Genomic DNA, 25,821 nt, shown 5'->3' with positions numbered 1-25,821 from the left:
TTAGTCCCTCCGCCGTCGGCGCGCGCTGATCAGAGCCAGCCGTCGTCGACCGCATCGACGAGCGTCGAGTCCGCCGTTCGCCACGCATCGGCCGTCCGATCGAAGACGTCCGTCGCCCGTTCGGTCGCCGCCTCGAGAATGTCGTCTTCCGCAGCGGTGACGATTTCGCCGTTCTCGAGCACCGGATCGCCGTCGACGACGACCGTGTCGACCACGCCGGCGTTCGCGCCGTAGACGAGGTTCGGAATCGCCGTCCGCAGGGGGTTCGAGACCGTCGGCGCCGTGGAGGGATGCTCGAGGTCGAGGACCGCGATATCGGCTCGCTTGCCGACCTCGAGGGAGCCGACGCGATCGGCGATGCCGAGCGTGCGCGCTCCCTCGATCGTTCCGACCCGGAGCGCCTCCCAGGCCGGGAAGGCGGTCGGATCCTCGCGGTCGGTTTTCGAGAGCAGCGCCGTCGTCCGCAGTTCGCGGAGGAAGTCGTGACCGCCCGGTCCCGGCGCCTGGTCGGTGCCGATTCCCGCGACGCCGCCGTGTTCGCGATACTCGACGATCGGCGGGACGATTCCGTCGATCGCGGCGATCGAACACGGGTTCGCGGCCATCCGCACGCCGGCGTCGGCGAGGCGCTCGCGCTCCGCGGGCGCGGCGTCGTGGAGGTGTGCCGCGAGCAACCGGTCCGAAACGAGTCCGTGGTCTTCGAGGACGCTCACGGTCGTCTCACCCGCGCCGTAGCGGGCTTCGATCTGCCGTCGCTCGCGCTCGCCTTGCGCGACGTGCATGTGGATTCCCCGGTCGTTGGCCGCAGCGCGGTCCCGAATCTCCTCGAGCAGCCCCGGCGGAACCATATCGAGCGCCTGCGGGCCGTAGAGACAGGAGACGTGCTCGTGATCGGCGTAGGCGTCGAACAGCGCCTCGTTTCGCTCGAGTGCGGCCCGTCCCCGCTCGTCGTCGAGCGGATACGGCTCGTTCGGTCCGAGGTCGGCCGCCGAATCGTCGACCGCGTTGATCGTCTCGGCGGCCACGACGCGGACGCCCATGGGGTCGTAGACCGCCTCGACGAGTCCGCGGACGTTCGTCGCGTACTCGCCGACGGTGGTCACCCCCGAGCGAAGCGCCTCGAGGACGCCGAGTCGTGCGCCCGCGACGCGATCCTCGTGCTCCATCGCCTCCGAGAGCGGGCCGAGCGCCCGATTCATCCACTCGATTTCGGGGACGTCCTGTGCGCCGCCGCGAAGCAGCGTCAGATCGGTGTGGGCGTGGACGTTCACCAGTCCAGGCATCGTCACGCGATCGCTGCCGTCGATCGCCCGGTCGGCGTCGCCCTCGAACTCGCTTGACGGGCCGACGAACGCGAGTTTGCCGCCCTCGATGGCGACCGTCGCGTCCTCGAGAATTCCCAGTCGATCGTCGGCCATCGTGAGCGCGAGCGTGTCGGTGATCGCGAGGTCCATATCGACTGGTCGTTCGAGGGATACGTAAAGTCACCTCGACCGAACTACAGGGTTGTTAACCACACCAACAGGATTACTAACTAGCGACCGTTCCCCTCGAGTATGGGTACGATCGACGCCGACGACCTGCTTCCCGCCGAACGGCTCCGAGAGGGTGCGCTCGAGGACGAGATCACGCAGATTCACCGCGGCGATCCGCACGCGGCCGAAGGCGACACGTTCGAAATCCGCGGGACGACCTTCGAGATTGTGGAAATGACCGAGCGCCGACTCGGAGACCTCACCGACGAGGACGCCCGGGCCGAGGGGTCGCCGGACCTCGAGGCGTACAAGCGGCGAATCGAACGAACCCACGACACGGAGTGGGATGACGAGAACACCGCGTTTCTCCACCGGTTCGAACCTGTCGAGTAGGGGGGTTCGGCCGCGGCTACTCGAGCGATGACCACTGCAAGGTCTATCGAAACGCCGTCGACGAAGTGACGGTGGCCGTCACCGACGGCGGTCCAGAAGTAGACGTCGTCCGAACCGAAAACCGGCGGTAACCGACTGACGGTCGGTAGAGCGGTTCCCTGTCAGTACGGCCACGCGCTCGAGCGAGACGACTACTCCTCGACGTACTCCCCGATGTCGGTGAACTCCTGGATTACGACGACCGAGATCGGACCCTGGGCTCCGTCCGCACCGAGCAGAACCGCGATGTGGTCCGCTTCGACGTCGGTAATCTCGACGGTCTCCTCGGCCGTCCGCTCGCCGTCTATCTCGCTGTCGTCGTCGAGTTCGATCGAGACGACGTACTCGCCGTCGCCGGTAAACACGTCCTCGTACACTTCGCCGGAGTCCTCGTCTACGTCGTTGTCGTCGTCCTCGTCTTCGGGAGCGATCTCGAACCGTTCCTCGAGGACGACTGTCCCGTCGGGATCGGTGATCTCGATCGACCCCGACCGTTCCCGATCCGTGCCGTTGAACACGTTCACGTCGTCGAGGACCATGTCCGCGAGGAAGTTGGCGACCGACGCACAACCGGCGAGAGCTACCGTACTTGCACTCGCACCGAGCGCCAGGAACGCTCGACGGCTCCGTGATCGACTGCCGGCAACTCCGGTGAACTCGAAAGCGTTCGTCATCGAACCGAGGGTGGCCGAGGACACCTATAGCACCCACACCGCGGTTTCTCGGTCGGAAAATGTGGACCACCGGCTCACGGGTCACTCGAACTTCTCGAGCAATCGATCGTAGAAAACGGGTCCCGCCTCCTCCTCGGGGACGCCGCCGTTAGCGACCGGCTCCCGAGCCTCGTCGGCCAGCTTCTCGACGATCAGCTCCGGCGTCGATCGCGCAAGGTGGTCTTTGACCGGCGACCGGTTCACCTCGAGTTCGCCGTCGACCAGTCCCACTGCTTCGATCCCGTCGACGGTCACGTCGTAATCGGCCATCTCGCGGATCTCGCCCGCCAGGTGGGAGACGAACACCGCCGTCGCGCCGTTTTCGGAGAGCGCCTCCAGGATACCGGCGATGATCTTCGCCGAGGCGCCGGGTTCGGTGATGCTCTCGAGTTCGTCGACTAGAACCAGCGAGCCCTCGCCGCCCTGCGCGAGATCGGCGAACTCGCGGACGGTGGACTCGAACGCGCCGGCGTCGAGCGTCCCCTGCGTCTTGGCGTGGTAGTGGAGATCGTCGAACCGACGCAAGCGCACTCGCTCGGCGGGAACGGGAAGGCCCATGTGGGCCAGCACGACGACGCTCGCGACCAGATCCAGCGTCGACGTCTTTCCGCCGCTGTTGACTCCCGAGAGCAAGGCGACGCCCGACACCTCGTAATCGACGGGGTCGATCGCCTCGAGGGGCTCGTCGAGCAGCGGCGACTGTCCGCCCTCGATGGTGAAGCCGACTGCCTCGCTGTTTTCCGAGGCGCGTGACGCCTCGCCGTCTTCCGAGGCGCGTGGCGCCTCGCTGTCTTCCGAGATGCGTAGCGTCTCGCTCCCCACGAACTCCGGCATCGTACACTCGAACTCGCGGGCGAATCGCGCGATGGCGAGTTCGACGTCCAACTCGAGGGCGTCCCGAACCAGCTGTCGGGCCCCCTCGCGCTGGTCGGCCAGATCGGCGGCGAGTTCGCGTTTGAGCCGTCCGGCTCGCCGCTCTTTGGTCGCCGTCAGTTCCTCGTCGAGTCGCGAGACGACCGCCTCGTCGCGCTCGACCGGGAACGTCGGCTCGTCGCTAAAGGCCCGGCGCGCGATCTCGGCCTCGCCCTGATCGAGGTCGAGCGCGTCGACGAGGTGGTCGCGGGCCGCCTCGATGGCCGCCGCGTACTCGTCGGCGAGTTCCCGCGAGAGCAGCGAGTCGACGCCCGCCCCGCGTTCGACTAACGAGAGTAGGTCCGACCCCTCGATCGTGACGTCTTGCTCCCGAATCGCCTCCCGGAGGCGATCGTTGGCGACGCTCTCGGCTGCGCCGACCGCCGCGTCGAGGTCGTCGACGGCCGTCGTCAGCCGATCGAGTTCGTCGTCGCCCGCGACGGTGCCGTCCTCGTCGAGTCGCGAGAGGCCGTCTTCGAGCGCGTCGAGGTCACACGCAGGCTCGAGTCCGGCGGCCTGGTGGACCTCGACGGCGGCCTGGAGTCGATCCCGATTCCGCGCGAAAAAGGCGAGCGGACGTTCGGGGACGACTTCGGCGGGGGTCTCGAGCGCGTCGGGTCTGACCTGCACGTCGCCATCGATGGTGACGCCCGCAAAGGATTCGTCGAGCGCGATCACCGTCGAGTAGCCCCGCGCGAGTTCCGCCAGCCCCTGTGCGTCCTCGACGATTTCGACGGAGAGCTCCGGGATCGCCTCGCGCGCCTCCGAGTAGCGCTCGGCGTCGGTCGTCGCCAGACAGCGTTCGCGGACCCGGATATCGCCCGGGCTCCGGAGCGGTTCGACGCCCTCGAGGGCTGCGAGTACGTCCTCGTCGTGCTCGCGCTCGAGGGCGTCGCCGGCGAACGCCTGTACTTCCTCGATTCGCGAGCGGCGAGTGCTGGGATAGATCGTCTCGAGTCGCTGGGCGGCGTAGTCCGTGACGGTGCGGGACTTGAGCAACGCGAGGACGTTCCGGTACACGTCGCGAGCGCGGTCGGTCGCGAGAAATCCCCCCGGATCGTCGTGTTCGACCCGGATCGCACCGCGTGCGATCCGAGCGGCTCGGCCCTGGGTGATCCCCGGTGCGGTCGCGATCGCCGCGACGTCGCCCGCCCGCAGCGCGCGCTCGGGGTCGTCGAGCTCCGACAACGCTCGGGCCGTCTTCTCACCGACGCCCGGAATCGACTCGAGATCCATGCTTCGTGAGCAGCGTATTAAACCGGAGCGAGAAAAAGTTCCCGCCCGGCTTTTTCGGAACTGGCGTGGTGTCACTTGACATGGCAACTGGTGCTCGAGCCTACCACGAGCGAACGAAACACTCGCCGAAAAGCGTCCGTGAGGGCAGTAAACGCCTCGATTTTGACAATAAGCCGACGCCGTACAAGGTGTATACGGGGCTCCCGACGAGGTCGCTGGCCGATCGGATCCGGCCGCCCCAGCAGCCAGCGCTGTCGGCGGTCGCCGAACCCACCCCGAACGGGTCGGCGACTCGCACGCGGCGACCGACGCTCGAGACCGTCACGACCCTGAACTACGACGCGGCGGGGATCACGAAGGAACTCGAGAGACGCGGCCACAGCCTGCTCTTTCGGGCCGCGGCGACCACCGGCGCGCTCTATCACGTGGATCTGTACCTCGTCTGCGGAGACCTCGAGAGCGATGCTCGAGGGGACGACGGTCTCGCGGCTGGCGTCTACCATTTCGACCCGCGGACGCTCTCGCTCGACGTGGTACGGGAGGGCGACTACCGCGGCGCGCTCGCGGCCGCAAGCCGGGACGACGCCGTCGCCGACGCACCGCTATCGTTCGTCGCGACCTCGACGTGGTGGCGCAACGCCTGGAAGTACGACGAACGGGCGTTCCGTCACGCCTTCTGGGACTCCGGTACGACGCTCGCGAACCTGCTGGCGGTGGCCCACGCGCTCGACTACCGCGCCGAGATCGTCACCGGGTTTGCTGACCGCCCCGTCGCTGAGTTGCTTGGCGTGGATCCGGAACGTGAAGCTCCACTCGAGATCGTGCCGATCGGCTCCGGTGCCGACATCTCACCGTCTGAGACGGCCGACGTCGAGCCGATCGATCCCGAAACCGAACCGCTCTCGCCGACCGAGAAGCAGTTCCCGCTGATCCGCGAGGCGTGGTCGGCCGGCACGCTCGCGGACGGCACGGAGGCCGAATCGTGGCGGACCGGCGGGCCCACGGCCGCCGACCCGATCGGTGCGCGTGACTCCGGCGACGGCCCTCGCGTTTCGCTCGAGCCGGTCGACCACGAGACGGCCTCGAGTCGGCCCCTCCACGAGACGATCCGTCGCCGCGGCTCCTGTCGCGAGTACGAGCGCGATTCGATCAGCGTCCGAAAACTGTCGACAGTCCTCGACCGGAGCGTCCGCGGCGTCCCGATGGACGTCCGTCGCGACGCCCCGGACGACTCGCCGCTGACGTTCGTCGACCCCTATCTCATCGTCAACGGCGTCGACGGCCTCGCATCCGGCAGCTACCGCTACCGTCCCGGAGCGGGCGAACTCGAACGTCTCCGGTCCGGCGAGTTCCGTCAGGAGGCGGCCCACCTCGCGCTGGACCAGCGTCTCGGCGGCGACGCAGCCGTCTGTATTTACTTCATGACCGATCTCGAAGCGGTCGTCGACGGGTTCGGCGACCGCGGGTATCGAGCGGCCCAACTCGAGGCCGCGTTGACGGCGGGGCGGCTCTATCTGGCCACCTACGCCCACCGGACGCTGGGCGGGACCGGACTGACGTTCTACGACGACGTCGTTTCGGATTTCTTCGCGCCTCGAGCGGCGGGACGGACGCCGATGTTCCTGTACACGCTCGGTCGCCCGGCCTGAATATCGCGCGTGTACCGTGTCCGGAGCGCGGATTAGCGCGGCCGAAACTAAGCCGTCGCCGTCGATTCGAATCGCTCGAGAACGAGGGCGTCCTCGTTCGACCGGACGCGTTTCATACCGTGGGAAAGAATCGACCGTGGAAGCCAAAGGGAACGGCGTGTGGAAGGGGTGCACGTGCTCTCTCGGCCAACGTTTCGGCATCGAACACGAGCAGCAACGATCGCTCCCGTCGGGTGTCAAGCGCCGTCGCGATCACGACGCCGTCGTCCGCGGCGGTCCCGCCCGGTCGCTGCACCATCCGCGGTTCTTCGACGTAGACGCCACGTTCCCACCATTCCGTTGCGGTTCCTCGTTCGACGTCGAGTTTGACCAGTCCGTTCGCGCCCGTCCTGCCGGTCGCCTGTGCGTACGCGTACCGATACCGTCGTCCCCGAACCGGTTTCGGAACCGTCGGAAGCTCCATCCCGCCGTCGTACCGCTCGAAGCGTCGGACGCGTCCCTCGCCGGGATGGAGTCGGAATCGAACGAACTGACCGTCGGGAGCCGCGACGAAGCCGTCCGCCGAGAGAACGTCGAAGGTGAGCGCCCGGACGATTTCGTCGTCGTCGAACGCGACGAGATCCAGGACCAGCTCGTCGTCGTCCTTGTAAGCGTTGACGTGATGGAACGTGAAGAACGGCGGCGTTTCCAGCGTCCCGACGAGCGTTTCGGCGTCCCGATCGACGATGATGAACCTGCTCGTAGCCGTCTCGTCGTACTCAAGGAGATCGAGGAATCCTTGATTCCACGGCGCTAGTGCCTTCGTCATCGCGATCCGGAGCGGCGTCTCCACGATGATAATATGCGAGTCGGTGATCGAACAGTCGTGGACGTATCCGGGACCGGCGGCCGGGACGGTGGCGACGTGTCGTCGGGCAGCGTGGCCGTGCGGGATCCGGAAAAGGTGATACGTCGGGGAGAGACCGAACTCTGTACTGTAGCCGATCGTCTCCTCACGATTGGGATCGACCGTCAGGTGGGCCGTCGCCAGATGCTCCGGAATATCGTCGCGCCACCGAAACTCGCCGCGGGTCTCGAGCGTTACCGGGTCGAACGCGATCCGCCGCGGTGCTTCCGTGAGCGCGACGAAGTGCTTCCCGAGTTTGGCGACGTGGACGTTCGCGTTGTCCGTCGGTTCGGGTGGCCCGAGCGACCGGAGCCACCGCAGGGTCCGGCGGAACGAACCGCCGCCGGTCGCGAACTCCGCCGCACCGTGGCCGGAATCGGCGGCCGCGTACGCGTCGGTGCGCAGGAACCGGTTCGTGTACGAAACGGTGCCGTCCGCGAACCCGTAGCGGCGGAGCATCGCCAGACCGTCGAACCAGTGGGTCGCGCGCTCGCCGCCGAACTCGAACCGTCCCGGTCCGTTCCGGATCAACGCCCCGGAGAGCCACGGCGGCACGGTTCCCTCGACCGGCAGCCGTCGATCGGCGTACTCGGTGTCGACCGTTCGAAACCCGAGTTCGTAGGCGCGATCGGCTGCGTTCGACATACCCTCATATCGGGAGGATAGCGGATCAATCCGCGGGAAGCGGCACCGGCCGCAGCAGGACGAGTGAAAACGTCATAAAACTCTTCAATAGATGCTCTTCGCGGGGTACTGAATCCAGGGCGCGAATGTGGCTTTCGATCTGGCTCGATTTAGATGGTCGCTCAGTGGAGGCCAAGCAGGTATCGGCGCAGCAATCGATTCCCCGATAGCTGCCAGGAGAAGCGTGGTGAGTAGAGAGAATTGGGCGATCCGTCATTGGCTTCCCGGATTCTGGCTCACTCTGCGACTGCCCAGAACCGAACGCTCTTTGGTACGTTCCACAATATCTCGGGTAGATCGCTTTCCGACGGTTGGTTCTCCTCAACCTCACGCTGTCTATGTTCGATGATCCGTCGGACCGCAAATCCGGCGTCAACGAGACCGTTGTGGAGATCGGCGACCGTCCGGTCAAAGACGGTCAACGTCGATTCGTAATCCTCGTCGATTGTAATCTTCCGGGGACCGATGTCGAAATAGTTCCCGTCAACGATCCCCCTGTCCGTATCGAGGGTTTCGTAGACGGGATGTGGTGCGCTGAGTACGAAAACACCGCCATCCCGCAGGACACGGTGGGCTTCGTCGAGTGCCTGGTCGAGGTGTTCGACCATCTGGAACGCCCATTCGGAGGACGCTATATCGAACCTGTCATCGGCGAGTGGGAGATCCGTCACGTCACCCGTAACAAACTGAACGTCGACGCCGCAGAACTCCCGTAGTTGTCTCGCGTGTCGTAGTTGTTCGCCCGAAAAATCAACACCCACGACAGTTTCTGCCCCTCGTTCAGCGGTTCCGACAGCTGCTTGGCCGCCACCGCAGCCCAACTCGACATAATCCTTCCCCTCGACTGAGGTGAGAATTCCGCGCTGGCGACCACCGGGGGCCTCTGGTTCGAACGGGGACGGTGTCGGTGGTAGTTCCCCGTTGTCCGTATCAGCGTTCCAGAGGGCCTGGAAGTCGTCGCTCCATTCGTTCCAGAGTCGTCGATTCTCCTGGGAGTGTTCGGTCATTAGACACTTGTTATTAGTTCAGCAATTAACATTTTGTGGTGTCGATGACATCCGAGGACGAGTCCGTGAAGCTGTAATCGATCTCGGTCACCGAGTCGGATACCGTCCTCGAGACGTCACTCGGAATCAGTTCGCCGGGGAAGGACCTGCCCCCAGACGCGTTTCTCGAGGAGTCTGACAGTCATCGGTCGGTCGACCTCGAGACAGCAGGACAGCCGCGGATAGCCAAATCGGACGGCGGCAGCGTCGTGCCAGTGGACCGGCTCGGGTGCCGGGTCGACCTCGACGGTACAGGTCGCACACAGCCCCCGGCCCCCGCAGTTGAGCTGCGACGAGACGGTTCCGTAGACCGAAACCCCCCGATTCTGGAGGGCGTCCCGAAGCGTTGTCCCGCGTTCGACCGTGATCGTCGATCGGTCGCCGTCGTTGATTACGGTGAGTTCGATTTCCTCGCCCCCGCTCACGGTTCCCCCGTATCCTCTTCCTTCTCCTTCGTCTGGTCAGTGTGCTGGCCCCAGAACCCGGGGTACTTCTCGACGACCAGGTCGTCTTCGACGCGGAGCTGGCAGGCGAGCCGGAGCCCGGAATCGACGTTGTGCGGCGGAACCGATAGGCGAAGTCGTTCTCGGGGCCCGAGCTCTCCCACCTCGCCGGACACCGCAACGGCACAGGTTCCACACGTCCCCAGCCCGCGACAGTTGAGAGCGTCCGCCCGACCGTTGTGCGGTGACTCGTCCGCCTCGAGAAGGACGTCCCGGAGCACCGCGCCTCGTTCACACTCGAGATCGCGACCATGAACGGTAACAGTTGGCATGAATAGTTTTCGCACGGCAAATACAAAACCGCACTGCCATACCAGCTAACGGCTACATTTGGCGGGGCGGCCTGAGACCAGTGTGGGACCACCGAACGGTTGAGGGCGATGGGCCACGAAGCGACTACTACTCGTGTCGAACACCGACCGACCGTACGATCTCGTCCTCTGGGGTGCAACCGGCGTCGCCGGCCGTCTCGTCGCCGAGTACCTCACCGAACAGTACACGTCGGACGACCTCTCGCTCGCCCTCGGCGGTCGCGACGAGACGCGGCTTCGCGAACTGGAAACTGCGCTCGTTGAGCAGCGCACCGGATGGGATGAGCTCCCGATCGTCATCGGCGATGCGACGGATCCGGAGAGCCTGCGCGCTATTGCCGAGGATACCCGCGTCGTCTGTACGACCGTCGGGCCCTACACCAAGTACGGCACGCCGCTCGTCGAGGCGTGTATCTCGGCCGGAACGGACTACTGCGATCTCACCGGAGAAGTGAACTGGGTCCGGGAGATGATCGACCGGTACCACGACGACGCGGTCGACGCGGGCGCTCGTATCGTCCACAGCTGCGGGTTCGATTCGATCCCAGCCGACCTCGGGGCGAAGCTCGTGCAGTCGTTCGCCATCGACGAGTTCGGGACGCCCTGTGACCTGGTTCGGATCTACCTCGAGGACGGTCGCGGCGGGGTAAGCGGCGGAACGACCTCGAGCGTCCTCGAAGTATTCCGGGCCGCGTCCACCGATCCGGTCGCCCGGCAGACGCTTCGGAACCCGTATTCGCTGGCACCGCCGGGCGAGCGCGACGGCGTCGATCCTGGCGCCCAGTCGTTCCCGAGGAAAGACCCGCTGCGAGGCGAGTGGACCGCACCGTCGCCGATGGCGGTCGTGAACGAGCGGGTGATTCGGCGGAGTAACGCGCTGCTCGAGTATCCGTGGGGTCGCGAGTTCGAGTGTACGGAGGTCGTCCCAGTCGGATCGGGGCCCGTCGGGATGATGGGGGCAAGCGCCGTCACAGCCAGCCTCGGGGTGGCGACTGCGGGACTGGCCTTCGGCCCGACGCGGGAAGCCCTCCGTCGGTTCGCGTTCCCCGATCCGGGTGAGGGACCGACGAGGGCGGAGATCGAGAACGGATACTTTACGATTCGCGTGCTCGGTCGCGGAACCGCCACCGACGGGCCGTTCGTCGTCGAGAGTCGAATCAGCGCCGACTGGGATCCTGGGTACGGCGCCACCGCGAGGATGCTCGGCGAGGCCGCGATCTGTCTCGTGAACGAGGAGATCGACTCGCCACTCGAGGGCGGCATCCTCACCCCGGCGGCAGCTATCGGCGATCCGCTCGCCGACGGACTTCGTCGGGCGGGACTGATCGTCGAAGTGGGCGAGTGGGACCCCGATCGGACGCGATGATTGCGGATTCTGTCGCCGATACCAGTACCGGAGTATTTCCCTCGAGCAACAATCTTTGTTCCGTCCCGTTCCGGAAACGGCGTCTCCACGGTGGAAACCGGTCGACGACGAACGGGTTGTGAGGGATCGGAAGCGTGTGCTCTCTATTCAGTTCCAGATATAATTCTGAATACACAACTCGTGGTACTCTCTACCGATAACACGCACTGACGGCGTTGACGCACTTTTATACGCACGGGCGGGGACCGTTCGGCTATGCAGACGAAACGGTGTCCTGTTCGGGCCGACTCGAGCCGGCGGCAACGACGTCGAACGGTCCGAAACCGAAACCCGAGTACAGGTCGCCAGGAGTGGACGTATGGGGTATGAACGAACTGATCTCGTGATCGACCGACTCGAACTCCTCCGGATCTACGGCTACGGGCTCTGTATGGGGGCGGCGGACGCGCTCCCGGGCGTCTCCGGCGGCACCGTTGCGCTACTGCTCGGCTTCTACGGGCGTCTGATCGCGGCCGTCACCGCGCTCACGCCGCGTCGGGCCGTCGCCGTCCTCGGCGGATACCGCTCCGACCGACGTGATCGAGCGCGGAAAGCGCTGGTCGAGATGGATCTGCAGTTCCTGCTTCCGCTGGGCGTCGGCATGGTCACGTCGGTCGTGCTCATCGCCGGCACCGTCTCGGCACTCGCGGACTCCCATCCGATCGCTCTCTTCGGCTTTTTCACCGGCCTGATCGCCGCCTCGGCGATCGCCCTCGGTCGGAGCCTTGAGTTCGCCTCGGCGAAACACGTCGGCGCTGCGGTAGCGGGGGCGACGCTCGCGTTGCTCGTCGCCGCGGATATCGTCCAGCTACCCGGCGGCGGCCGCGCCGTGATCTTCTTCGCCGGCGCGATCGCCATCAGCGCGATGATCCTGCCGGGGATCTCCGGTTCGCTGATCCTGATCCTCCTCGGTCAGTACGTCTTCCTCTCGTCGGAACTGAGCGCGTTCGTTCGCGCCGTCGGCGACCTGGTCGGCGGCGGCTCGCTCGCCGCGGTCACCGACCCGGGAGCGACCATCGTCCTGTTCGTGGCCGGCGGACTCGTCGGCCTCGTCACGATCGCTCGTATCGTCCGCGCTGCGCTCGCCAGTCATCGGGAGCTCACGCTCGTCTTCCTCGTGAGTCTCATCGCCGGCTCGATCCCGGCCCCGTTGCACAACATCGGCGAGGCCCACGCGTGGACGACCGAGACCATCGCGCTGACGGCCGCGTGGGCCCTTTTCGGTGCGATCGCGCTGTTCGCACTCGAGTACCTCGTTGGCGGCTTCGATCCGGAGTGACCGCGCCAGCCCGCTCGAGCCGGCCCACGCTTGCGCGCTCCGGGGCGCTTGTTATTCGGTCGGGTTCCCAACGACAGATATGGTACTCAAGAAACTCCTCGGCTCGACGGCAACGCGATCGCTGACGGTCGTCTCGGTGCTGTCGGAAGCGAAGAAGTCGTTCAGCAACGGGAACCGAATCCGCGCACTCGCGCTCCTCGGCGTCGCCGTCCTCGCCTGGAAGTGGATGGTCGTCGGACTGGCCGCACAGGGACTCCTCAAGCTGCTCCGGGGCGGCCGATCGTCGGGCTCGAGTCCGGCGTAGACACTCCTTGTAGCCGTTATACGTTGTTCCTCGTTTTCTGCGGCCGCAGCCGACCATCGGAATTTATGTTATCCGGGCAATAATTCTGGCCGAGATGGTGCCCTCCACGCTTCGAGTTCGCGGCGACTCGGCCGGCGATATCCTCGGTGTCGTCACAGATCGTCAGGCGTACAAAAACCTGTGCTACCTGCTGCTGGCACTTCCGCTGGGGTTCATCTACGGCATGCCCCTGCTGTTCGGCTTCACCTTCGGGCTCTTCTTCTCGGTCTTGCTTATCGGCATCCCGATTCTCCTCGCGACCGTCTTCGGCACCCGACTCGCCGCGGGTCTCGAGCGGATCGTCGCCAACGCGCTACTCGAGGTCGATCTCGAGTCGCCCGACGACGTTCGCTCGCCCCCGGACGGCGGGCTGCTGGCGACGATCCGTGCGTATCTCGATGCGGCGTCGACCTGGCGCGGACTCGGGTTCGTCCTGTTGAAGTTCTGGATCTGGTTCGTCAGCATACTGCTGTTGATCGCGCTCGCCACGATCCTCTCGGTGCTCACCGCGCCGCTGCACTACCCCTACGAGGCCGAACTGATCACCGTCAACGACGAGCCGATCACGTGGACGATCGGGACGCTCCCGGAAGCGTTCCTCGCGTTGGGCGTCGGCGCGATCCTCGCGGTCGTCTTTGTCCACCTCTCGAACGGCTTCGCCTATGTCGCCGGTCGGATGGCCGTCGCGTTGCTCGACGGCTCGAGTTCGGCCGGCGACGCCGCCGCGGAAGCGGGATCGACCGACGACCCCCCGTCCGTCGGATCGGTCGGCTCGAGAATCGCCGAACCGACGGCCGCCAGGCTGGGCGACTCGAGGGCCAACGGTACCGAAGAACCGGCGGATGCTGGCACTGACGAGCCGATGGAGACGGACGAGCCCGTCGATGGATCTGCGTCCCCGGAACCCGAGGCTTACGTCTCCGATCGATCGAACTGATATCGCCGAACGGCAGTCACGACGAAGTCGGTCGCGAATTCGCGGCCGTTGAGCACTAGCGGTTTGCGATGCCCAGCAGAACGAACGGATTCTGCGGACGTCTCCGACGGTGACAGTCGCAGCAGCGCGCCCAGCCATCACATGCCCGGTGGTATGACCAGCGACCTCAGTCGCCGAACTCGGCGTCCGCGAGGTGTTCGTTCGCCAGGTTGTCGGTCTGGCGACATTCTGACAAGCTCGCCGAGTATCCGAGCTTCGCTCGGAGATGTCTCAATCCTCGAGTTGCGGATCGTTCCACCCCTTGGACATCGTATTATGCGTTCTCGCCGCGTATGTCGGGGTATGCGCCGACTGTCACTCACGTTACTCACGCTCGCACTCACGGGATGGGTAGTCGCCGGGATCGCACACGTTCGCGGGCTCCAGGCGGATGACGAAGACGAGAGATCAACGTGGACGATGAGGCGAAACCAGTGTCTTCTGCTGTCGAGTGTCTCGATGAACTCACTCGTTGTACTCGCCCTGTATCGGTATGCGAAGAAATTCGCGTAGTGAAGGGGGCGACACGCAATGAAACCGACCGGATATTCGTCGTTCACCGCTCTGATTTTCCCCTTGGGATTGAGAATCTGTGTGGCGAGCCCGCCGAGATAGTAACTGAGTGACCCAGTAGTTGGTACGCAACTGGAAACCAATCGCCGAGCTGAATCCATCCCCTCTATTCCGCGGGCGATACCGTTTTTCGGGCGGACGCCGAACGCTCGAGCAATGGAACCGACGATCACCGTCGTCCGGAACGAGGTCGATCCGGACGCCGAGTACCACTGCGACGCGCTCGCCGAATTCGTGTCGGACGCGGCCCCCGGCGCTCGAGAACTCGACTACCCCGGCGGCGAGCGACCCGACCTCGAGCGTGCCGACGGCGTGGTCCTCACGGGCTCGACAGCGGGCGTCTACGAGGCCGACGAGCGGCCGTGGATTACCGAGCAGGAGCGTCTCGTTCGGGAGCTACTCGACCGTGAGATCCCGACGCTCGGCGTCTGTTTCGGACACCAGATCGTCAACCGAGCCCTCGGTGGCACCGTCGAACACGTCGGAACGACCGCCCGTCCGGTCGAGGCCGAACTCGACGATGATCCGCTCTTCGAGGGCGTCTCGCCGGTCGTCCCCGTCCTCCACGGCGACGTCGTAACCGAATCGGGAGACGGCCTCGAGATCATCGGCTCGGCGGATTACTACTGCGCGTTCGCGACTCGCCACCGAACGGCGCCGCTGTGGACCGTCCAGTTCCATCCCGAGTTCACGCCGGACCTGCGCGAGCGACTCGCAGCCGAGGCCGACTGGACGGAAGACGCGTGTCGACTCGACGACAGCGACGCCTACCGCGTGATCGAGAACTTCGCGTCGATCGTCGCGGACTCGAGTTCGAACCCGTAGCTGCAACCGAGTAACTCAATCCTCGAGCGCTGACTCGAGGGTCTCCGCGGCGTCGAGGACCGTCGCGTCGTCGAACCGCGAACCGACGAGCATGAGGCCGACCGGGAGGCCGTCGACCTCGCCGACGGGGACGCTGACCGCAGGGTGGCCGGTTCGATTAAATGCGGTCGTGTTGGCGACGACCTTCGTTTCTCGCATGCGGTCGTACTGATCCATCTCGGGATCGTGTTCGGGCGCGGTCCGCAGCGTCGTCGGCATCGCCAGTAAATCGTGGTCCGCCAGGAGCGCGTCGTAGCGTTCGGTGAGTTCGACGACGAGGTTCATCCCGTCGGCGTAGTATCGCGAGTGGTAGGTATCGTTCGTGTACGCGCCCATGAGCAGGTCCAGTTTGAGCGGTGCCGGGAAGTCGTCGGCCCGAACCCGGCGGGTCGATCCGAAGAACTCGATCCAGGAGGTGTTGTACCAGGCTTTCCAGCCGTGGCCGAGCCCCTCCCCAATCATCGCGTCGAGGAGCCCTTCCGCCGTACAGACGGAGTGGATATCCGCCGCATCGAGATGCATCGGCTCGGACACGTCCTCGAGCGTTGCCCCCTCGGACTCGAGCGTTTCGAGCCCGCTGCGAACGCACTCGAGGACGCCCTCGTCGGCCTCGGACTGGTCGAACCCCTCCCGCAAGATGCCGATCGACAGGTCGGAGGCGTCCCCCTCGAGTCGGTCGTGATAGGGTTCGACCGGAACCGGCATCGGATTCCGCAGGTCGCGTTCGTTACTCCCGGCGATCACCGTCAGAATCCGCGCGACGGTCTCGACGTCCGTCGCCATCGGGCCCGGATGGTCGATCGCGTATGCGAGGCCGATACAGCCCGTGTAGGGGACGAGTCCGTACGTCGGTTTGTGGCCCACGACGCCGCAGAACGCGGCCGGAATCCGGACGCTGCCGCCCTGGTCGGTGCCGATGGCGGCGTCCGCGTCGCCGGCCGCGACGGCGACCGCACTCCCCCCGCTCGAGCCGCCCGCCAGATAGTCGTCGTCGTGAGGGTTCGTGATCGGTCCGAACGCGCTGTGGCCCGTCGTCGTCATGGCGAAATCGTCCATGTTCGCCTTGCCGGTAACGTCCGCGCCGGCCTCGAGCAGCCGGGTGACGATCGTCGCGTCGACGTCGGGAACGTATCCCTCGACGACCTCCGAGCCGCAGGTCAGTTCGACGCCGGCGACGCAGACGTTGTCCTTGATCGCGATCTCCAGTCCGTCCAGTTCGCCACCGTCGTCACCCGCCACGTAACACCTGCTCACCCAGGCGTTGTGCGGGTTCTCCTCGTCGGGGACGCGAACGCCGGCGCTTCGTTCCCGGCGTTCGCTGCCCCCGAGTCGCGACTCGGGATCGTACGAACGAACCGTCTCGTAGGCGCTGGCTCGCTGTTCGGCCATCTCGGCGAAAAACTCGAGTTCCTCGTCCGTGAGATCGAGATACAGTGAGTCGCCGAGGCTACGGAGGTCTGCTTCCGTCGGCGGTCGAAGCGGCATAGTAGTCCAGTCACCGCGGGCTCTGAAATGGGTCGTTGATCCTTGCAGTGAGAGTCCGGATCCGGTGAGTGTTATCTCCCTCAACGGCGCGTCAAGGTCGGCATCGGTGCCGGCGTCAGCGTTGGTATCAGCGTCAGCATCACTATCCGTGTCGGCGTCAGCGTCGGCATCGACATCGGTGAGCGATGGGGCAACTCACGCGAACTGCCGTCGGTCAGTTCTGGGGAACGGCAATCGGGTGGCTCTCGGGGACACTGTTGCACCAGTTCGCCTCGGTCGTCGATTGTAACACCTCTGCCGGCGTGATTGCTGGATTGTTCGCCAGAAAATACGAAGTTGCTATTCGATACGTGCTGAACGAAAACGCTCCGTTGTTCCGTCACTCCTCGAGGTGGTCGATCCCTTTCTTCGAGACGTTTGCTTCCGTGATCTCGCTCGGCATCCAGTCGGGTTTGTCGTCCGGCGCGGTCTCTTCCCACGCCCACCCGTCGTAGATGTGGACTTTGTCCGTCCCTTTCTCTCGTAGCTTCAGTTCGACGCGTTCTGCTTCGTCTTCACTCGAGCCGGGCTCGAGTCGCCGGGCTGCCTTGAGGGCAGCCTGGCGGGGAGTGTTTCCCGAGAAGACGCTCGACTCGTCGCCGCCCGACTCGCGCAGTGCAAAGTTTCGTTTACCGTCTTCACGTACCATGGTTTCGCCTCCGTGTCAATTCAGCACACGATCCGACATAAAGATATCCCCGAAAACCGACCGACTGCGCCGGTATCTTTAAGTACGTAGCCTACGCCAGTCTTCCGCAGTATCTCTCGTGTCTCCCATCCGACTCTCGACGGTCCCCTCTCGACTCGTGCGAGACAAGACCACCCGTTGAGTCGTCGAAAACACTTAAGTATATCCTACGGCGAAGTTCGTCATAGAATCCCGCGATGGTACGGAAAAAGAAGCTGAGTCCAAGCGGTGCCAAAGACGAAGACGGCAACTACCACAACGTCCACCTCAACCTGCACGAGGACGAACTCGAGGTCGCGGGTATGGATATCGGCGACGAAGTCTTCGTCCGAGTCCGGGACGGTAAGATCATCATCCAGAAAGCAGACGAGGATGACGTAGAACACGAGTTCTAAAAACGACCTTTTACTCTGCAGTCTGTTACGCTGGCGGCAGCGTAGCTGCCACACAGCGCAACGTCCCTGGTAAAAGGTCGATCAAAAGCACTCCTCCTTCCGTTCGCTCGCGTTGCTCGGCTCACGGCTTCGCCGTTCGCTTTCCGCGGCGCTACGCGCCGCGCTAATCACATCAGTCGTCGGCCCGCTCGCTCGCGGTACAATACGTCGGCCTACCGCCGCGGACCGTTCTCCAAACCCGAGACTCGAAAGCGACTCTCGACTACTGTAGCGCCTCGAGATCGAACTCGAACGCCGCCACTGGCACCTCGAGGTCGTACTCGACGAGCACCTTCGGGTGAACCTCACCGATCACGCCGACGTCCTCGCCGTCGATGACGACGGCGGCGGTTCGACCCGAAATGAAGGACGGGTGCTCCGTCGGCGGCGTTTCGAGGTCCACGTCGAAGTTCCGCGCGAGCGCCTGCAGGCGCGCCTTGGCGTCTTCGTACCCCGCGTCGTGGTTCGCGAGCACGGCCCCAACGTGTCGGCTCTCGCCGACGCCGGTGTTCTCGCCGTCGTCGAGTGCGGCCCGGAAGCCAATCTCCGAGAGGTGTTGGGGGTAGGATCGGTGCGTGTTTCGCTCGAGAATCTTCAAGAGCGAGGGCGTCACCCACGTCCGCAAGATCGTGTAGTCCTCGCTGTAGGCCTCTTTGATCGTCGCGGGTTCGCCGGCCCCGTACGCGTCGCTGCCCGGCTCGAGACCGAGGCGCTCGTAGTTCTCCGCTTCGTTGGTCATGTGGAAGTTCAACATGTCCTCGAACCCGAGGCCGACGAGTTGGGTGCGCGCGGCTCGTTCGAGTCGCGAGCGCTCGTGGCGACCGCCGACGGTCCCCACGTCGGGGTAGGTCGGCTCGAGGTCGTTGAAGCCGTAGGCCCGCCCGAGGTCGTCGATGACGTCCAGCGGGTGGAGGACGTCGACGCGGTAGGGCGGGATGGTAACGTCGTAGACGAGGTCGCCGGTTTCGGTTTCATCCCGCTCGGCTTCGAGCCCCGACCGTTCCGCGAGGTCGATCACTTCCTCGGGATCCAGATCGATGCCGAGAATGGTCTCGATGCGGTCGTGAGAGACGGTCTTCGTCTTCGTGGAGAGATCCGGACGAACGATTTCGCGTCCGGCGGACTGCGTCCGGCTCCCCTCCGAGTCCGCGTTCCCGGACTCGCCACCGGGGTACTCGACGCGAACGTCCTCGAGGGTCGCTCCGCGCGCGGAGAGCGCGTAGCAGACGATGTTCAGCATCTTGTCGATCGTCCACTGGTCGGTGCCCGTCATCTCGACGAACAGGTCTCGAGAGTCGGTCGAAACCTCGGTTCGACGGCCGTTAATGACCGGCGGGAACGAGAACAGGCCGATGTCGTCGTAGATCGCGGGATACCGGTCGTACCCGCTGACGAGGTCGGCGTACTTCTCGCCGGTCTGGTGGTTCTCTAAGACCTCCGCGGGCGTCATTTCTTCGTCCGAATCGAGCGGGACGAACCGGTCTTCGTTGGGTTCGACGCCGACGTACCGGATGGTCGGGTTGCCGCCGTCCGTCGCAGCCCCGCCTTTCAGCATCGTCAGATCGTGAATACCGATCGCGCCCTTCGCGCGCTTGCGCCCCATCGTCGCGTGGAGTTTTTCCTGCAACTGGATGAGCGAATCGAGGGCGTCCTCGTCGAGGTTCACGTCGCGAATTACCGCGCCCGTGACGTACGGTCGCTCGTCGGGCACCGACTCGTCGACTTCGATGGTCCACTCCGCCGAGTTCGGCGAGGGGACGTGGACGCCGCGAGCGTCGCCGTAGTGGTATCGCAGCGACCGTGCGACGCCCTCGACAGAAAGCCGATCGAGGCGGTCTGGCGCGAACTCGAGTTCGAACTCGCCGTCCTCGGTTCGGCCCTCGAACTCGAGACCGAGTCCGAACAGGTCGTCGATGAGGTCGTCGTCGCCTTTGTCCTCGTGGCCGGTCAGTTCTCGCAGTTCGTCGGGGTCGATATCGACAGTGGGCATCAGTAGGTCACCTCCGCGTTCCGCAGGAACTCGAGGTCGGCGAGCGTGCCGTGGAGGTCGCGGATGTCCTCCGCACCCGTTGTGAGCATGGCGAGTCGCTCCAGGGCCAGTCCCCAGGCCATCACGTCGCAGTCGACGCCAAGCGGCTCGAGCATCTCCTCGCGGAAGATACCGGAGTTCCCGATCTCGATCAGTTCGCCCGTGGTGGGGTGGGTACCGAACAGTTCGAAGCTGGGCTCGGTGTAGGGGTTGTAGTGGGGCTTGAACTGGATATCTTCGATGCCGAACTGGGCGTAGAACTCCTCGAAGGTACCCATGAGATCCCGAACCGAGAGATCCTCGGCCATCACCCAGCCCTCGATCTGGTAGAACTCGAGCAGGTGGGTCGCGTCGAGCGTGTCGTTGCGGTAGGCCTTCTCGACGCTGAAAAAGCGCGCGGGCGGTTCGATCTTGCCGATTTCCTCGCCGGAGAGATAGCGCGTCGAGAGCGAGGTCGTGTGACCGCGTAGCGCGAGTGCACGGGCGAAGTCCTCGTCCCACGGGGAGTGATAGCCCTCGCTGTCTTCGCCGATCCCCTCTCTGTGGGCGCGCTCGACGCGCTCGACGAGGTCTTCGGGCAACTCGTCGATGTGGCTCGGCTGCTCGAGGGCGAATCGGTCCCAGTGGGTCCGCGCCGGGTGGTCCTGGGGCATGAACAGACAGTCGTTGATCCAGAAGTCCGCGTCGGCGTGGGGGCCGTCCATCTCCTGGAAGCCCATGCCGACGAGGACGTCCTTGACGCGCTCGGACATCTGCCGGAGGATGTGGACCTTGCCGCCCTCGAACTGCTCGGCGTCGGCTTCGACGTTGTACTCGGCGAACTCGACGTCTTCCCAGTCGCCACTGGTGAGCAGTTCCGGCGTGACCTGTCCCACCGTTTCGGCGGTCTCGATTCCCGCCATCAGTTCCGTGACGGCGCGCTCGGTGAGGGTGACTTCGCGGATCGTCGACTCGGTTCGCTCGAGCAGGCCGCGGCGCTCGAGTTGGTCGGCGGTGGCGTCGTCGACCGCGACGTCGTCGACAGCGGCCTCGCCCGCGTCCGAAAGCACCTCGAGCGCGTTCGCTTCCGCGTCCGCCGAGGGATCGGCGTCCGGATCGGCCGTAATCTCGCCGCTGTCGATAACGCCGTACCCCTTGCGGGCGTAGTTCGAGAGCGCGATATCGACCTGCGGCCCCTCGAGTCCCGAGGCGCCGATGACCCGTCCCATCTGGACGGGGTCGCTGTCGGCGCCGGCCTCGAGCGCCGCCTCGTAGAGCCGGACTTCGGGAAGTCCTTCCGCGGCGTACGCCGCGCCCTCGTCGGTGCTCGTGACCGTTTCGTCGACTCGCTCCTCGACGGCGACCAGTCCCTCCTCCTCGAGTTCGAAGACCGCGCCGGTGACGGTCTCCGGAGGGAGGTCGGTCGCCGCAGCGAGGGCGTCGACGGACTGTGCCTCGTCTGCGCTCGCGGCCTCGACGACCGCGACCTGTTGTGCTGGAAGTTGCATTCGCTTACCTGAATTGCCGTGGGTCGGTCAGTTAGCGGTTCCGACTCCGTTCGACGTCGACTCGCGGTGGGCGAGGCCTCGAACCGACGACCGTCGCTCGTCGGCCTTCGAGGCGTTCGCCGCTCGCTTTCGCGGTCGACTGGTCCGTTGCGGACGGTTTCTCCGCGGGGACCGAATTGGCCTCCTGCGGGTCCACCAGCCCGGACTCACCGGGCGAAAAAGAAACCGAATCCCGACCGCGTTCGCTGTAGCTGGGTGGCGATACCGGCACGTTCGTGGGATTCGGGTGCCATACTCGAGGGGACTCACGACCGGAGTAAAAATATTGTGGTGGTGCCACTCCGTCACCCTGTCACGCCGTCAGCGGGCCATCATACTACCGCGTCGCTCGCGTCCGCGAGTTAGCCGTTCGAGACCCGCGTCGTCTCGAGCGACCCGGAGTCGACCCACTCGAAACCGGACTGTTCGGCCGAAGCCTTCGCCTCGGACACCGCTGCAGGGTCGAAGGTGTCCGGAAACTCGATGCGGGTCTCCACCGGTTCGACGGCCGGCAGTTCCGGGAGGAAGTCGTCGTCCTCGAGCAGCCCCTCGACGGTGACGGCCCCGCCGGCGCCGAGCGCGGCCCCGAGCGCGCGATACCGGTCGTTCTCGGTCTCGAAGACGTCGTCGGTGCCGAACGAGTCGTCGGCGATCCGGGCCGTCTTTTGCGTTCCGGAGAGGGTTCCAAAGCCGTCTTCAGTCTCGTCCTCATCGACATCCCTCTCCACCTGACCATCCCCGTCGGCGTCAAATCCGCTATCGCTGCGCCCGGTACGACGCTGATCGCCCCGACCGTTTCGCGGCTCGCGTTCATCGCGACTCGATCGAGTACCGATTGATCTCCCGTCAGCCGATCCGCTGCTCGAGTCGTCGGTGCTCACTCGAGACACCGTCGGCGAGCCGCCGCGGATCTCGAAGCCGTCGATTTCCGCGGACGAGGGAGACGCCGTATCGCCTACCCCATCGTCGACTCGAGTTTCGGTCGCGTCGGTCTTCGGCTCAGTCTCGGCTTCGATCTCGGGTTCGGGTTCGGCTTCTGATTCTGCTCCGGGTTCGGCTTCGTCGATGAGTGACGCGACCGACGGCTGTGCTGACTCCGAGCGACGCTGCTCTGACTCTGATTTCGATTTTGGTTCTAGTTCCGGTTCCGGCTCCGTCTCCCGACACCCCGACCGGCGTTCGGCGCGCTCGAGCGCCCACGCGGGCCAGGGCCCCGAGTCAGTGCCGTCACTGACCATCGTCCCGGAACCGAACGAGCCGTCCGTGCCGCCCGTCACCTCGCACTCCGGAACGTACGCCTCGAGTTCGTGCTCCGCGAGCAGCGGTCGATCGAACGCTGAAATCCGCGGCCCGTAGCGCTCGCGGAGCGTCTCGAGTTCGCCCGCTTCGACCAGCGCCGCTCGCCAGCGATCGACGCCCGCGGAGAGCAGGACCACCGTCGCGTCGGTTCCCGCGAGCAGGTCCTCGTCGACGGTCCTCAGGACGGCGGGCAGATTATCGTCTGCCAGCGGCGTCGACGGGTAGGTGACCGTCGTCTCTCGAGACCGGCCGTTCGGGTCCGTCGCGACGAACTCCAGTCGGTCCCGGCCGTTAGCCGCCGGTCCGGTTCGCGCCCACTTGAGCGACCAGTCGATCGCCTCGAAGAGCTGCTCGAGTTCGCGCGCCAGTGCAGTCTGGGCGTACCGAGCCGAACAGCTGAGACCGCGATCGTGCTGCGAGATCGTCTGGCGAACCGTGGCCGTGCGGTCGCGTGCGTCGGCGAGGACGTCGGTCAGGATCGATTCCAGCGACTCGTCGCTGGCCCGTCCGGGCGGAACCACGGTCCGATACTCCCGGCGCTGGGCGCGAACGGCTGCAGGCGTGACGCCGAACGAGCCGAGGACGTCGGCACAGACGATTACGTCTCGGTTCGGATCGCCGGATCGACCGGACTCCATCGACCCGGCCTACAACGGGGCCCGGGATATGCTTTCTCCCTCTGCGATGGGACAAAAAATAGTCGGGTGTATCGCTGCTCACGCGCCGCTCTCGGTGTGGTCGCTCCCTACTCCCGTCGGCGCGGCGATTCGAGTTCGATATCCGCGTCCTCGAGCAACTCCTCGACTTCCTCGCGTTTCTCTTGGTGGTCCTCGAGGAACTCCTGCATCAACTGGGCGGCTTGCTCCTTACAGTCGCCACAGAGGCGTTCGCCGCCGACGCACTCGTCGTAGACGCGTTTGGCGAACTCGTCGTCGTCCCCGGACAGCAGGTAGGCGTACAGCTCGTAGACGGGACACTCGTCGGCCCGGCCGCCGAGTTCGCGGTGCTCTTCGGCCGTCTCGCGGCCGCCCGTCGACGCCGCCTTCACCTTGTCGTAGCCGTCTTCGGGGTCGTCCAGCAGCGAGATGTGGCTGGCCGGGATCGAGGAGGACATCTTCCCGCCGGTCAGTCCGGTCATGAACCGGTGGTAGATTGACGACGGCGGCTGGAAGCCGTGGCCGCCGTTGTCGACCTCGACCTCGCGAGCGAGCTCTTCCGCGGCTTCGAGATCGATGTCGAAGGCGTCGACGTGGCTCTCGTAGACTCGCTTCTCGCCGTCGATGGCGTCGATCAGGGCGTCGAACGCATCGTCGGTCGCCCGGCGGTCGAAAAAGCGCGTTCGCGGCCGGATCGGCTCCATCCCGGCCTCGTTGAGCTTCGTCAGAACCGAACTGAGGACGTCGGCGGCGACGTCGATCTTCGACAGCGGCGTCTCCTCGAGCGCCTCGGCGACGTGGACACAGCGCAGGGTGTCGTCGTCGAAGTCGGCGGGCTCGAGTCGCTCGTAAAACTCCACCACGAGGTCGCGTTCCTCGGGCTCGAGTTCGAAGCTGGCGTACGCCTCGCTCACCTTGAAGAATCGCATCCGCTCGGCGAGGTCCCGGGCGAGTCGGACGTGGGGGTCCTGATCCGGCCCGACGGGGATGACGGTCGGTTTGGGTTCCTCGAGTTGCGGGTAGAGGATATCGGCCATCTGGGTGACGACGGACTGCATGTGGGAGACGTCGGTCTCGCCGTCGAAGCCGTAGATCGACTGGAACTCCGAGAAGTTGGCGTCCGCGCCGAGTTCGAAGGCCAGATCCTGTAGTTCGCGGTTGGTCGACTGGCGGTAGAGTTCTCCTTCTTCGGGATCGAAGCCGAGCGCGAGCAGGGAAAGCAGGTAGTCTCGGGCGTGTTCGTCGATCTCCGCCCAGCTCATCCCCCGGGCGGAGTTGGCCTCGAGGTCGGCGATCAGGGCGTAGGCGTCGGCTCCCTGCTGTTGGTGCCAGATGATCTCGTCGAAGACGAGTTTGTGCCCGATGTGGGGGTCGCCGGTCGGCATGAACCCGGAGAGGACGGCCGCGGGCTCGTCGTTTCGTAAGGCCCGCGCGACCGGCCGGTAGTCGCGATGGCCGAAGATGACGCCGCGGCGCATCAGGTAGTGGGGGTTCGGCACTTCCTCGAGCACTTCGTCGAACTCCTCGATGCCGAACTCCTCGAACAGCTTCCGATAGTCGGAGACGCTCGAGGAGCCCCACGGATCGAGCGCGATGTCGTCGACGGTTCCACCGTCCGCTCGAGGGGTCGACGATCCCTCGTTGTCTGCGCCCGCGGCTCCGCCGTCGCTCCGTGGCTCCGTCCGCTCCTCGCGTGGGTCGTCTCCGGTCATTAGGTGCGGTTTGGCGCGCCAGCGCGCAAAAGCCTTCGGCTTCGCTGCGGTGAGCCGGCCGAACCGGACGAGGCTTCGTGCGAAGCGTCGAGCGATCCGACCGATCCGAACGACCCGACGAGACCCGATCCGGCATAGAGTGAAGCATCCACACGACCAAGGATTCCGCATGGATATCCGGCTCTTTGGATACGACCGCGAACTCGACGACTCGAGGATCGACGCGGCTCCCGAAACGATCCGCGAACAGCTACGGGAGTACGAGCGCGGGACGCGGACGACGTTCGATCTCGAGATCGAGTACCCCGACACCTTCACGGGCTCGGTCATGCGGGCGATGGCGCAAATTCCATCCGGCGAGACCCGAACCTACGGCGATCTCGCGGCGACCCTCGAGACCGCTCCGATCGCGGTCGGACAGGCCTGCAGCCGGAATCCGATCCCCGTGATCGTCCCCTGCCACCGGGTCGTCGGCGCCGATTCGCTCGTCGGCTACGCCGGCGGCGTGGACCTGAAACGGCACCTGCTTGAGCACGAAGGCGCGGTGATTCCGGGCGCGTCGTCGCCCGACTGAGGCAGCGCTTCTCGACGGGCTACGTAGCTGCTCGGGGGTGGCCCGCCTGTAGCTGCCTCCGGCAGCGAGGGCCGCCCTCCCGAATCCGGTCA

22 protein-coding genes are annotated in these 25,821 nt (G+C 65.4%); 9 read left to right on the top strand and 13 right to left on the bottom strand.

Annotated features, from left to right (window positions below):
- Positions 1 to 29: 29 nt before the first annotated feature.
- Entirely contained in the window at positions 30 to 1,454 is a 1,425-nt protein-coding gene (locus GS429_RS11100; RefSeq protein WP_160065427.1) for an amidohydrolase family protein, read from the bottom strand.
- 102 nt (positions 1,455 to 1,556) lie between these two features.
- On the opposite strand from GS429_RS11100, the gene GS429_RS11095 reads away from it, so the two are divergent.
- A complete protein-coding gene (locus GS429_RS11095) occupies positions 1,557 to 1,868 on the top strand; it encodes an ASCH domain-containing protein (protein ID WP_160065426.1) in 312 nt (103 codons plus the stop codon).
- Positions 1,869 to 2,059: 191 nt separating this feature from the next.
- On the opposite strand, the gene GS429_RS11090 is transcribed toward GS429_RS11095, so the two are convergent.
- Both GS429_RS11090 and GS429_RS11085 read right to left on the bottom strand, forming a co-directional pair.
- Positions 2,060 to 2,581 carry a hypothetical protein gene (locus GS429_RS11090; RefSeq protein ID WP_160065425.1) on the bottom strand — a complete coding sequence of 174 codons (522 nt, stop codon included), beginning with the start codon at positions 2,579 to 2,581 and terminating at the stop codon, positions 2,060 to 2,062.
- Between the two features lie 81 nt (positions 2,582 to 2,662).
- Positions 2,663 to 4,768: a MutS-related protein gene (locus GS429_RS11085; RefSeq protein WP_160065424.1), complete on the bottom strand. Its 2,106-nt coding sequence runs from the start codon at positions 4,766 to 4,768 to the stop codon at positions 2,663 to 2,665.
- An 80-nt stretch (positions 4,769 to 4,848) separates the two neighbouring features.
- Here GS429_RS11085 and GS429_RS11080 point away from each other — a divergent pair, with 80 nt between their 5' ends.
- Entirely contained in the window at positions 4,849 to 6,417 is a 1,569-nt protein-coding gene (locus tag GS429_RS11080; RefSeq protein WP_160065423.1) for a SagB/ThcOx family dehydrogenase, read from the top strand.
- A 112-nt stretch (positions 6,418 to 6,529) separates the two neighbouring features.
- Here GS429_RS11080 and GS429_RS11075 read toward each other — a convergent pair whose 3' ends face one another.
- The 4 genes from GS429_RS11075 to GS429_RS11060 form a co-directional block, all read right to left on the bottom strand.
- Entirely contained in the window at positions 6,530 to 7,948 is a 1,419-nt protein-coding gene (locus GS429_RS11075) for a carotenoid oxygenase family protein (RefSeq protein ID WP_160065422.1), read from the bottom strand.
- Between the two features lie 275 nt (positions 7,949 to 8,223).
- Positions 8,224 to 8,994, bottom strand: coding sequence for a class I SAM-dependent methyltransferase (locus GS429_RS11070; RefSeq protein WP_160065421.1), 771 nt, complete (start codon positions 8,992 to 8,994; stop codon positions 8,224 to 8,226).
- A 116-nt stretch (positions 8,995 to 9,110) separates the two neighbouring features.
- The gene (locus tag GS429_RS11065; RefSeq protein ID WP_328821356.1) at positions 9,111 to 9,458 is read right to left on the bottom strand and encodes a 2Fe-2S iron-sulfur cluster-binding protein; all 348 of its coding nucleotides are present in this window, start codon (positions 9,456 to 9,458) and stop codon (positions 9,111 to 9,113) included.
- Positions 9,455 to 9,808 carry a 2Fe-2S iron-sulfur cluster-binding protein gene (locus GS429_RS11060; protein WP_160065420.1) on the bottom strand — a complete coding sequence of 118 codons (354 nt, stop codon included), beginning with the start codon at positions 9,806 to 9,808 and terminating at the stop codon, positions 9,455 to 9,457. The genes GS429_RS11065 and GS429_RS11060 overlap by 4 nt, the downstream gene beginning before the upstream one ends.
- Before the next feature lie 133 nt (positions 9,809 to 9,941).
- Between GS429_RS11060 and GS429_RS11055 the strand changes: the two genes are divergently transcribed.
- The 5 genes from GS429_RS11055 to GS429_RS11035 all read left to right on the top strand — a co-directional run bounded on the left by GS429_RS11055 (position 9,942) and on the right by GS429_RS11035 (position 15,248).
- On the top strand, positions 9,942 to 11,213 hold the full coding sequence (locus GS429_RS11055; RefSeq protein WP_328821355.1) for a saccharopine dehydrogenase family protein: 1,272 nt from the start codon (positions 9,942 to 9,944) through the stop codon (positions 11,211 to 11,213).
- 358 nt (positions 11,214 to 11,571) lie between these two features.
- Entirely contained in the window at positions 11,572 to 12,531 is a 960-nt protein-coding gene (locus GS429_RS11050) for a DUF368 domain-containing protein (RefSeq protein WP_160065419.1), read from the top strand.
- A 79-nt stretch (positions 12,532 to 12,610) separates the two neighbouring features.
- Positions 12,611 to 12,835, top strand: a complete 225-nt coding sequence (locus tag GS429_RS11045) for a hypothetical protein (RefSeq protein WP_160065418.1) — start codon at positions 12,611 to 12,613, stop codon at positions 12,833 to 12,835.
- A gap of 94 nt (positions 12,836 to 12,929) precedes the next feature.
- Positions 12,930 to 13,811 carry a sensor domain-containing protein gene (locus GS429_RS11040; RefSeq protein ID WP_160065417.1) on the top strand — a complete coding sequence of 294 codons (882 nt, stop codon included), beginning with the start codon at positions 12,930 to 12,932 and terminating at the stop codon, positions 13,809 to 13,811.
- Between the two features lie 768 nt (positions 13,812 to 14,579).
- Positions 14,580 to 15,248 (top strand): type 1 glutamine amidotransferase, encoded by a 669-nt coding sequence (locus tag GS429_RS11035; protein ID WP_160065416.1) that lies wholly within the window; start codon positions 14,580 to 14,582, stop codon positions 15,246 to 15,248.
- A gap of 15 nt (positions 15,249 to 15,263) precedes the next feature.
- Here GS429_RS11035 and GS429_RS11030 read toward each other — a convergent pair whose 3' ends face one another.
- Both GS429_RS11030 and GS429_RS11025 read right to left on the bottom strand, forming a co-directional pair.
- Positions 15,264 to 16,772 carry an amidase gene (locus tag GS429_RS11030; protein WP_160065415.1) on the bottom strand — a complete coding sequence of 503 codons (1,509 nt, stop codon included), beginning with the start codon at positions 16,770 to 16,772 and terminating at the stop codon, positions 15,264 to 15,266.
- Positions 16,773 to 17,151: 379 nt separating this feature from the next.
- Positions 17,152 to 17,460 (bottom strand): non-histone chromosomal MC1 family protein, encoded by a 309-nt coding sequence (locus GS429_RS11025; RefSeq protein WP_160065414.1) that lies wholly within the window; start codon positions 17,458 to 17,460, stop codon positions 17,152 to 17,154.
- A gap of 236 nt (positions 17,461 to 17,696) precedes the next feature.
- Between GS429_RS11025 and GS429_RS11020 the strand changes: the two genes are divergently transcribed.
- Positions 17,697 to 17,894 carry a SymE family type I addiction module toxin gene (locus GS429_RS11020; RefSeq protein ID WP_006183297.1) on the top strand — a complete coding sequence of 66 codons (198 nt, stop codon included), beginning with the start codon at positions 17,697 to 17,699 and terminating at the stop codon, positions 17,892 to 17,894.
- Between the two features lie 262 nt (positions 17,895 to 18,156).
- Here GS429_RS11020 and pheT read toward each other — a convergent pair whose 3' ends face one another.
- The 4 genes from pheT to GS429_RS11000 all read right to left on the bottom strand — a co-directional run bounded on the left by pheT (position 18,157) and on the right by GS429_RS11000 (position 25,155).
- Positions 18,157 to 19,923 carry a phenylalanine--tRNA ligase subunit beta gene (gene pheT, locus GS429_RS11015; protein WP_160065413.1) on the bottom strand — a complete coding sequence of 589 codons (1,767 nt, stop codon included), beginning with the start codon at positions 19,921 to 19,923 and terminating at the stop codon, positions 18,157 to 18,159.
- The gene (gene pheS, locus GS429_RS11010) at positions 19,923 to 21,449 is read right to left on the bottom strand and encodes a phenylalanine--tRNA ligase subunit alpha (RefSeq protein WP_160065412.1); all 1,527 of its coding nucleotides are present in this window, start codon (positions 21,447 to 21,449) and stop codon (positions 19,923 to 19,925) included. Before pheS ends, pheT begins: the two co-directional genes overlap by 1 nt.
- 401 nt (positions 21,450 to 21,850) lie before the next feature.
- The gene (locus GS429_RS11005) at positions 21,851 to 23,425 is read right to left on the bottom strand and encodes a hypothetical protein (RefSeq protein WP_160065411.1); all 1,575 of its coding nucleotides are present in this window, start codon (positions 23,423 to 23,425) and stop codon (positions 21,851 to 21,853) included.
- 107 nt (positions 23,426 to 23,532) lie between these two features.
- Entirely contained in the window at positions 23,533 to 25,155 is a 1,623-nt protein-coding gene (locus GS429_RS11000; protein ID WP_160065410.1) for a tryptophan--tRNA ligase, read from the bottom strand.
- Between the two features lie 169 nt (positions 25,156 to 25,324).
- Here GS429_RS11000 and GS429_RS10995 point away from each other — a divergent pair, with 169 nt between their 5' ends.
- On the top strand, positions 25,325 to 25,729 hold the full coding sequence (locus tag GS429_RS10995) for a methylated-DNA--[protein]-cysteine S-methyltransferase (protein WP_160065409.1): 405 nt from the start codon (positions 25,325 to 25,327) through the stop codon (positions 25,727 to 25,729).
- Positions 25,730 to 25,821: the final 92 nt, after the last annotated feature.

Source organism: Natronorubrum halalkaliphilum (genome assembly GCF_009834785.1).
Classification (GTDB): Archaea; Halobacteriota; Halobacteria; order Halobacteriales; family Natrialbaceae; genus Natronorubrum; species Natronorubrum halalkaliphilum.
This window is presented reverse-complemented; position numbering and strand designations above follow the sequence as displayed.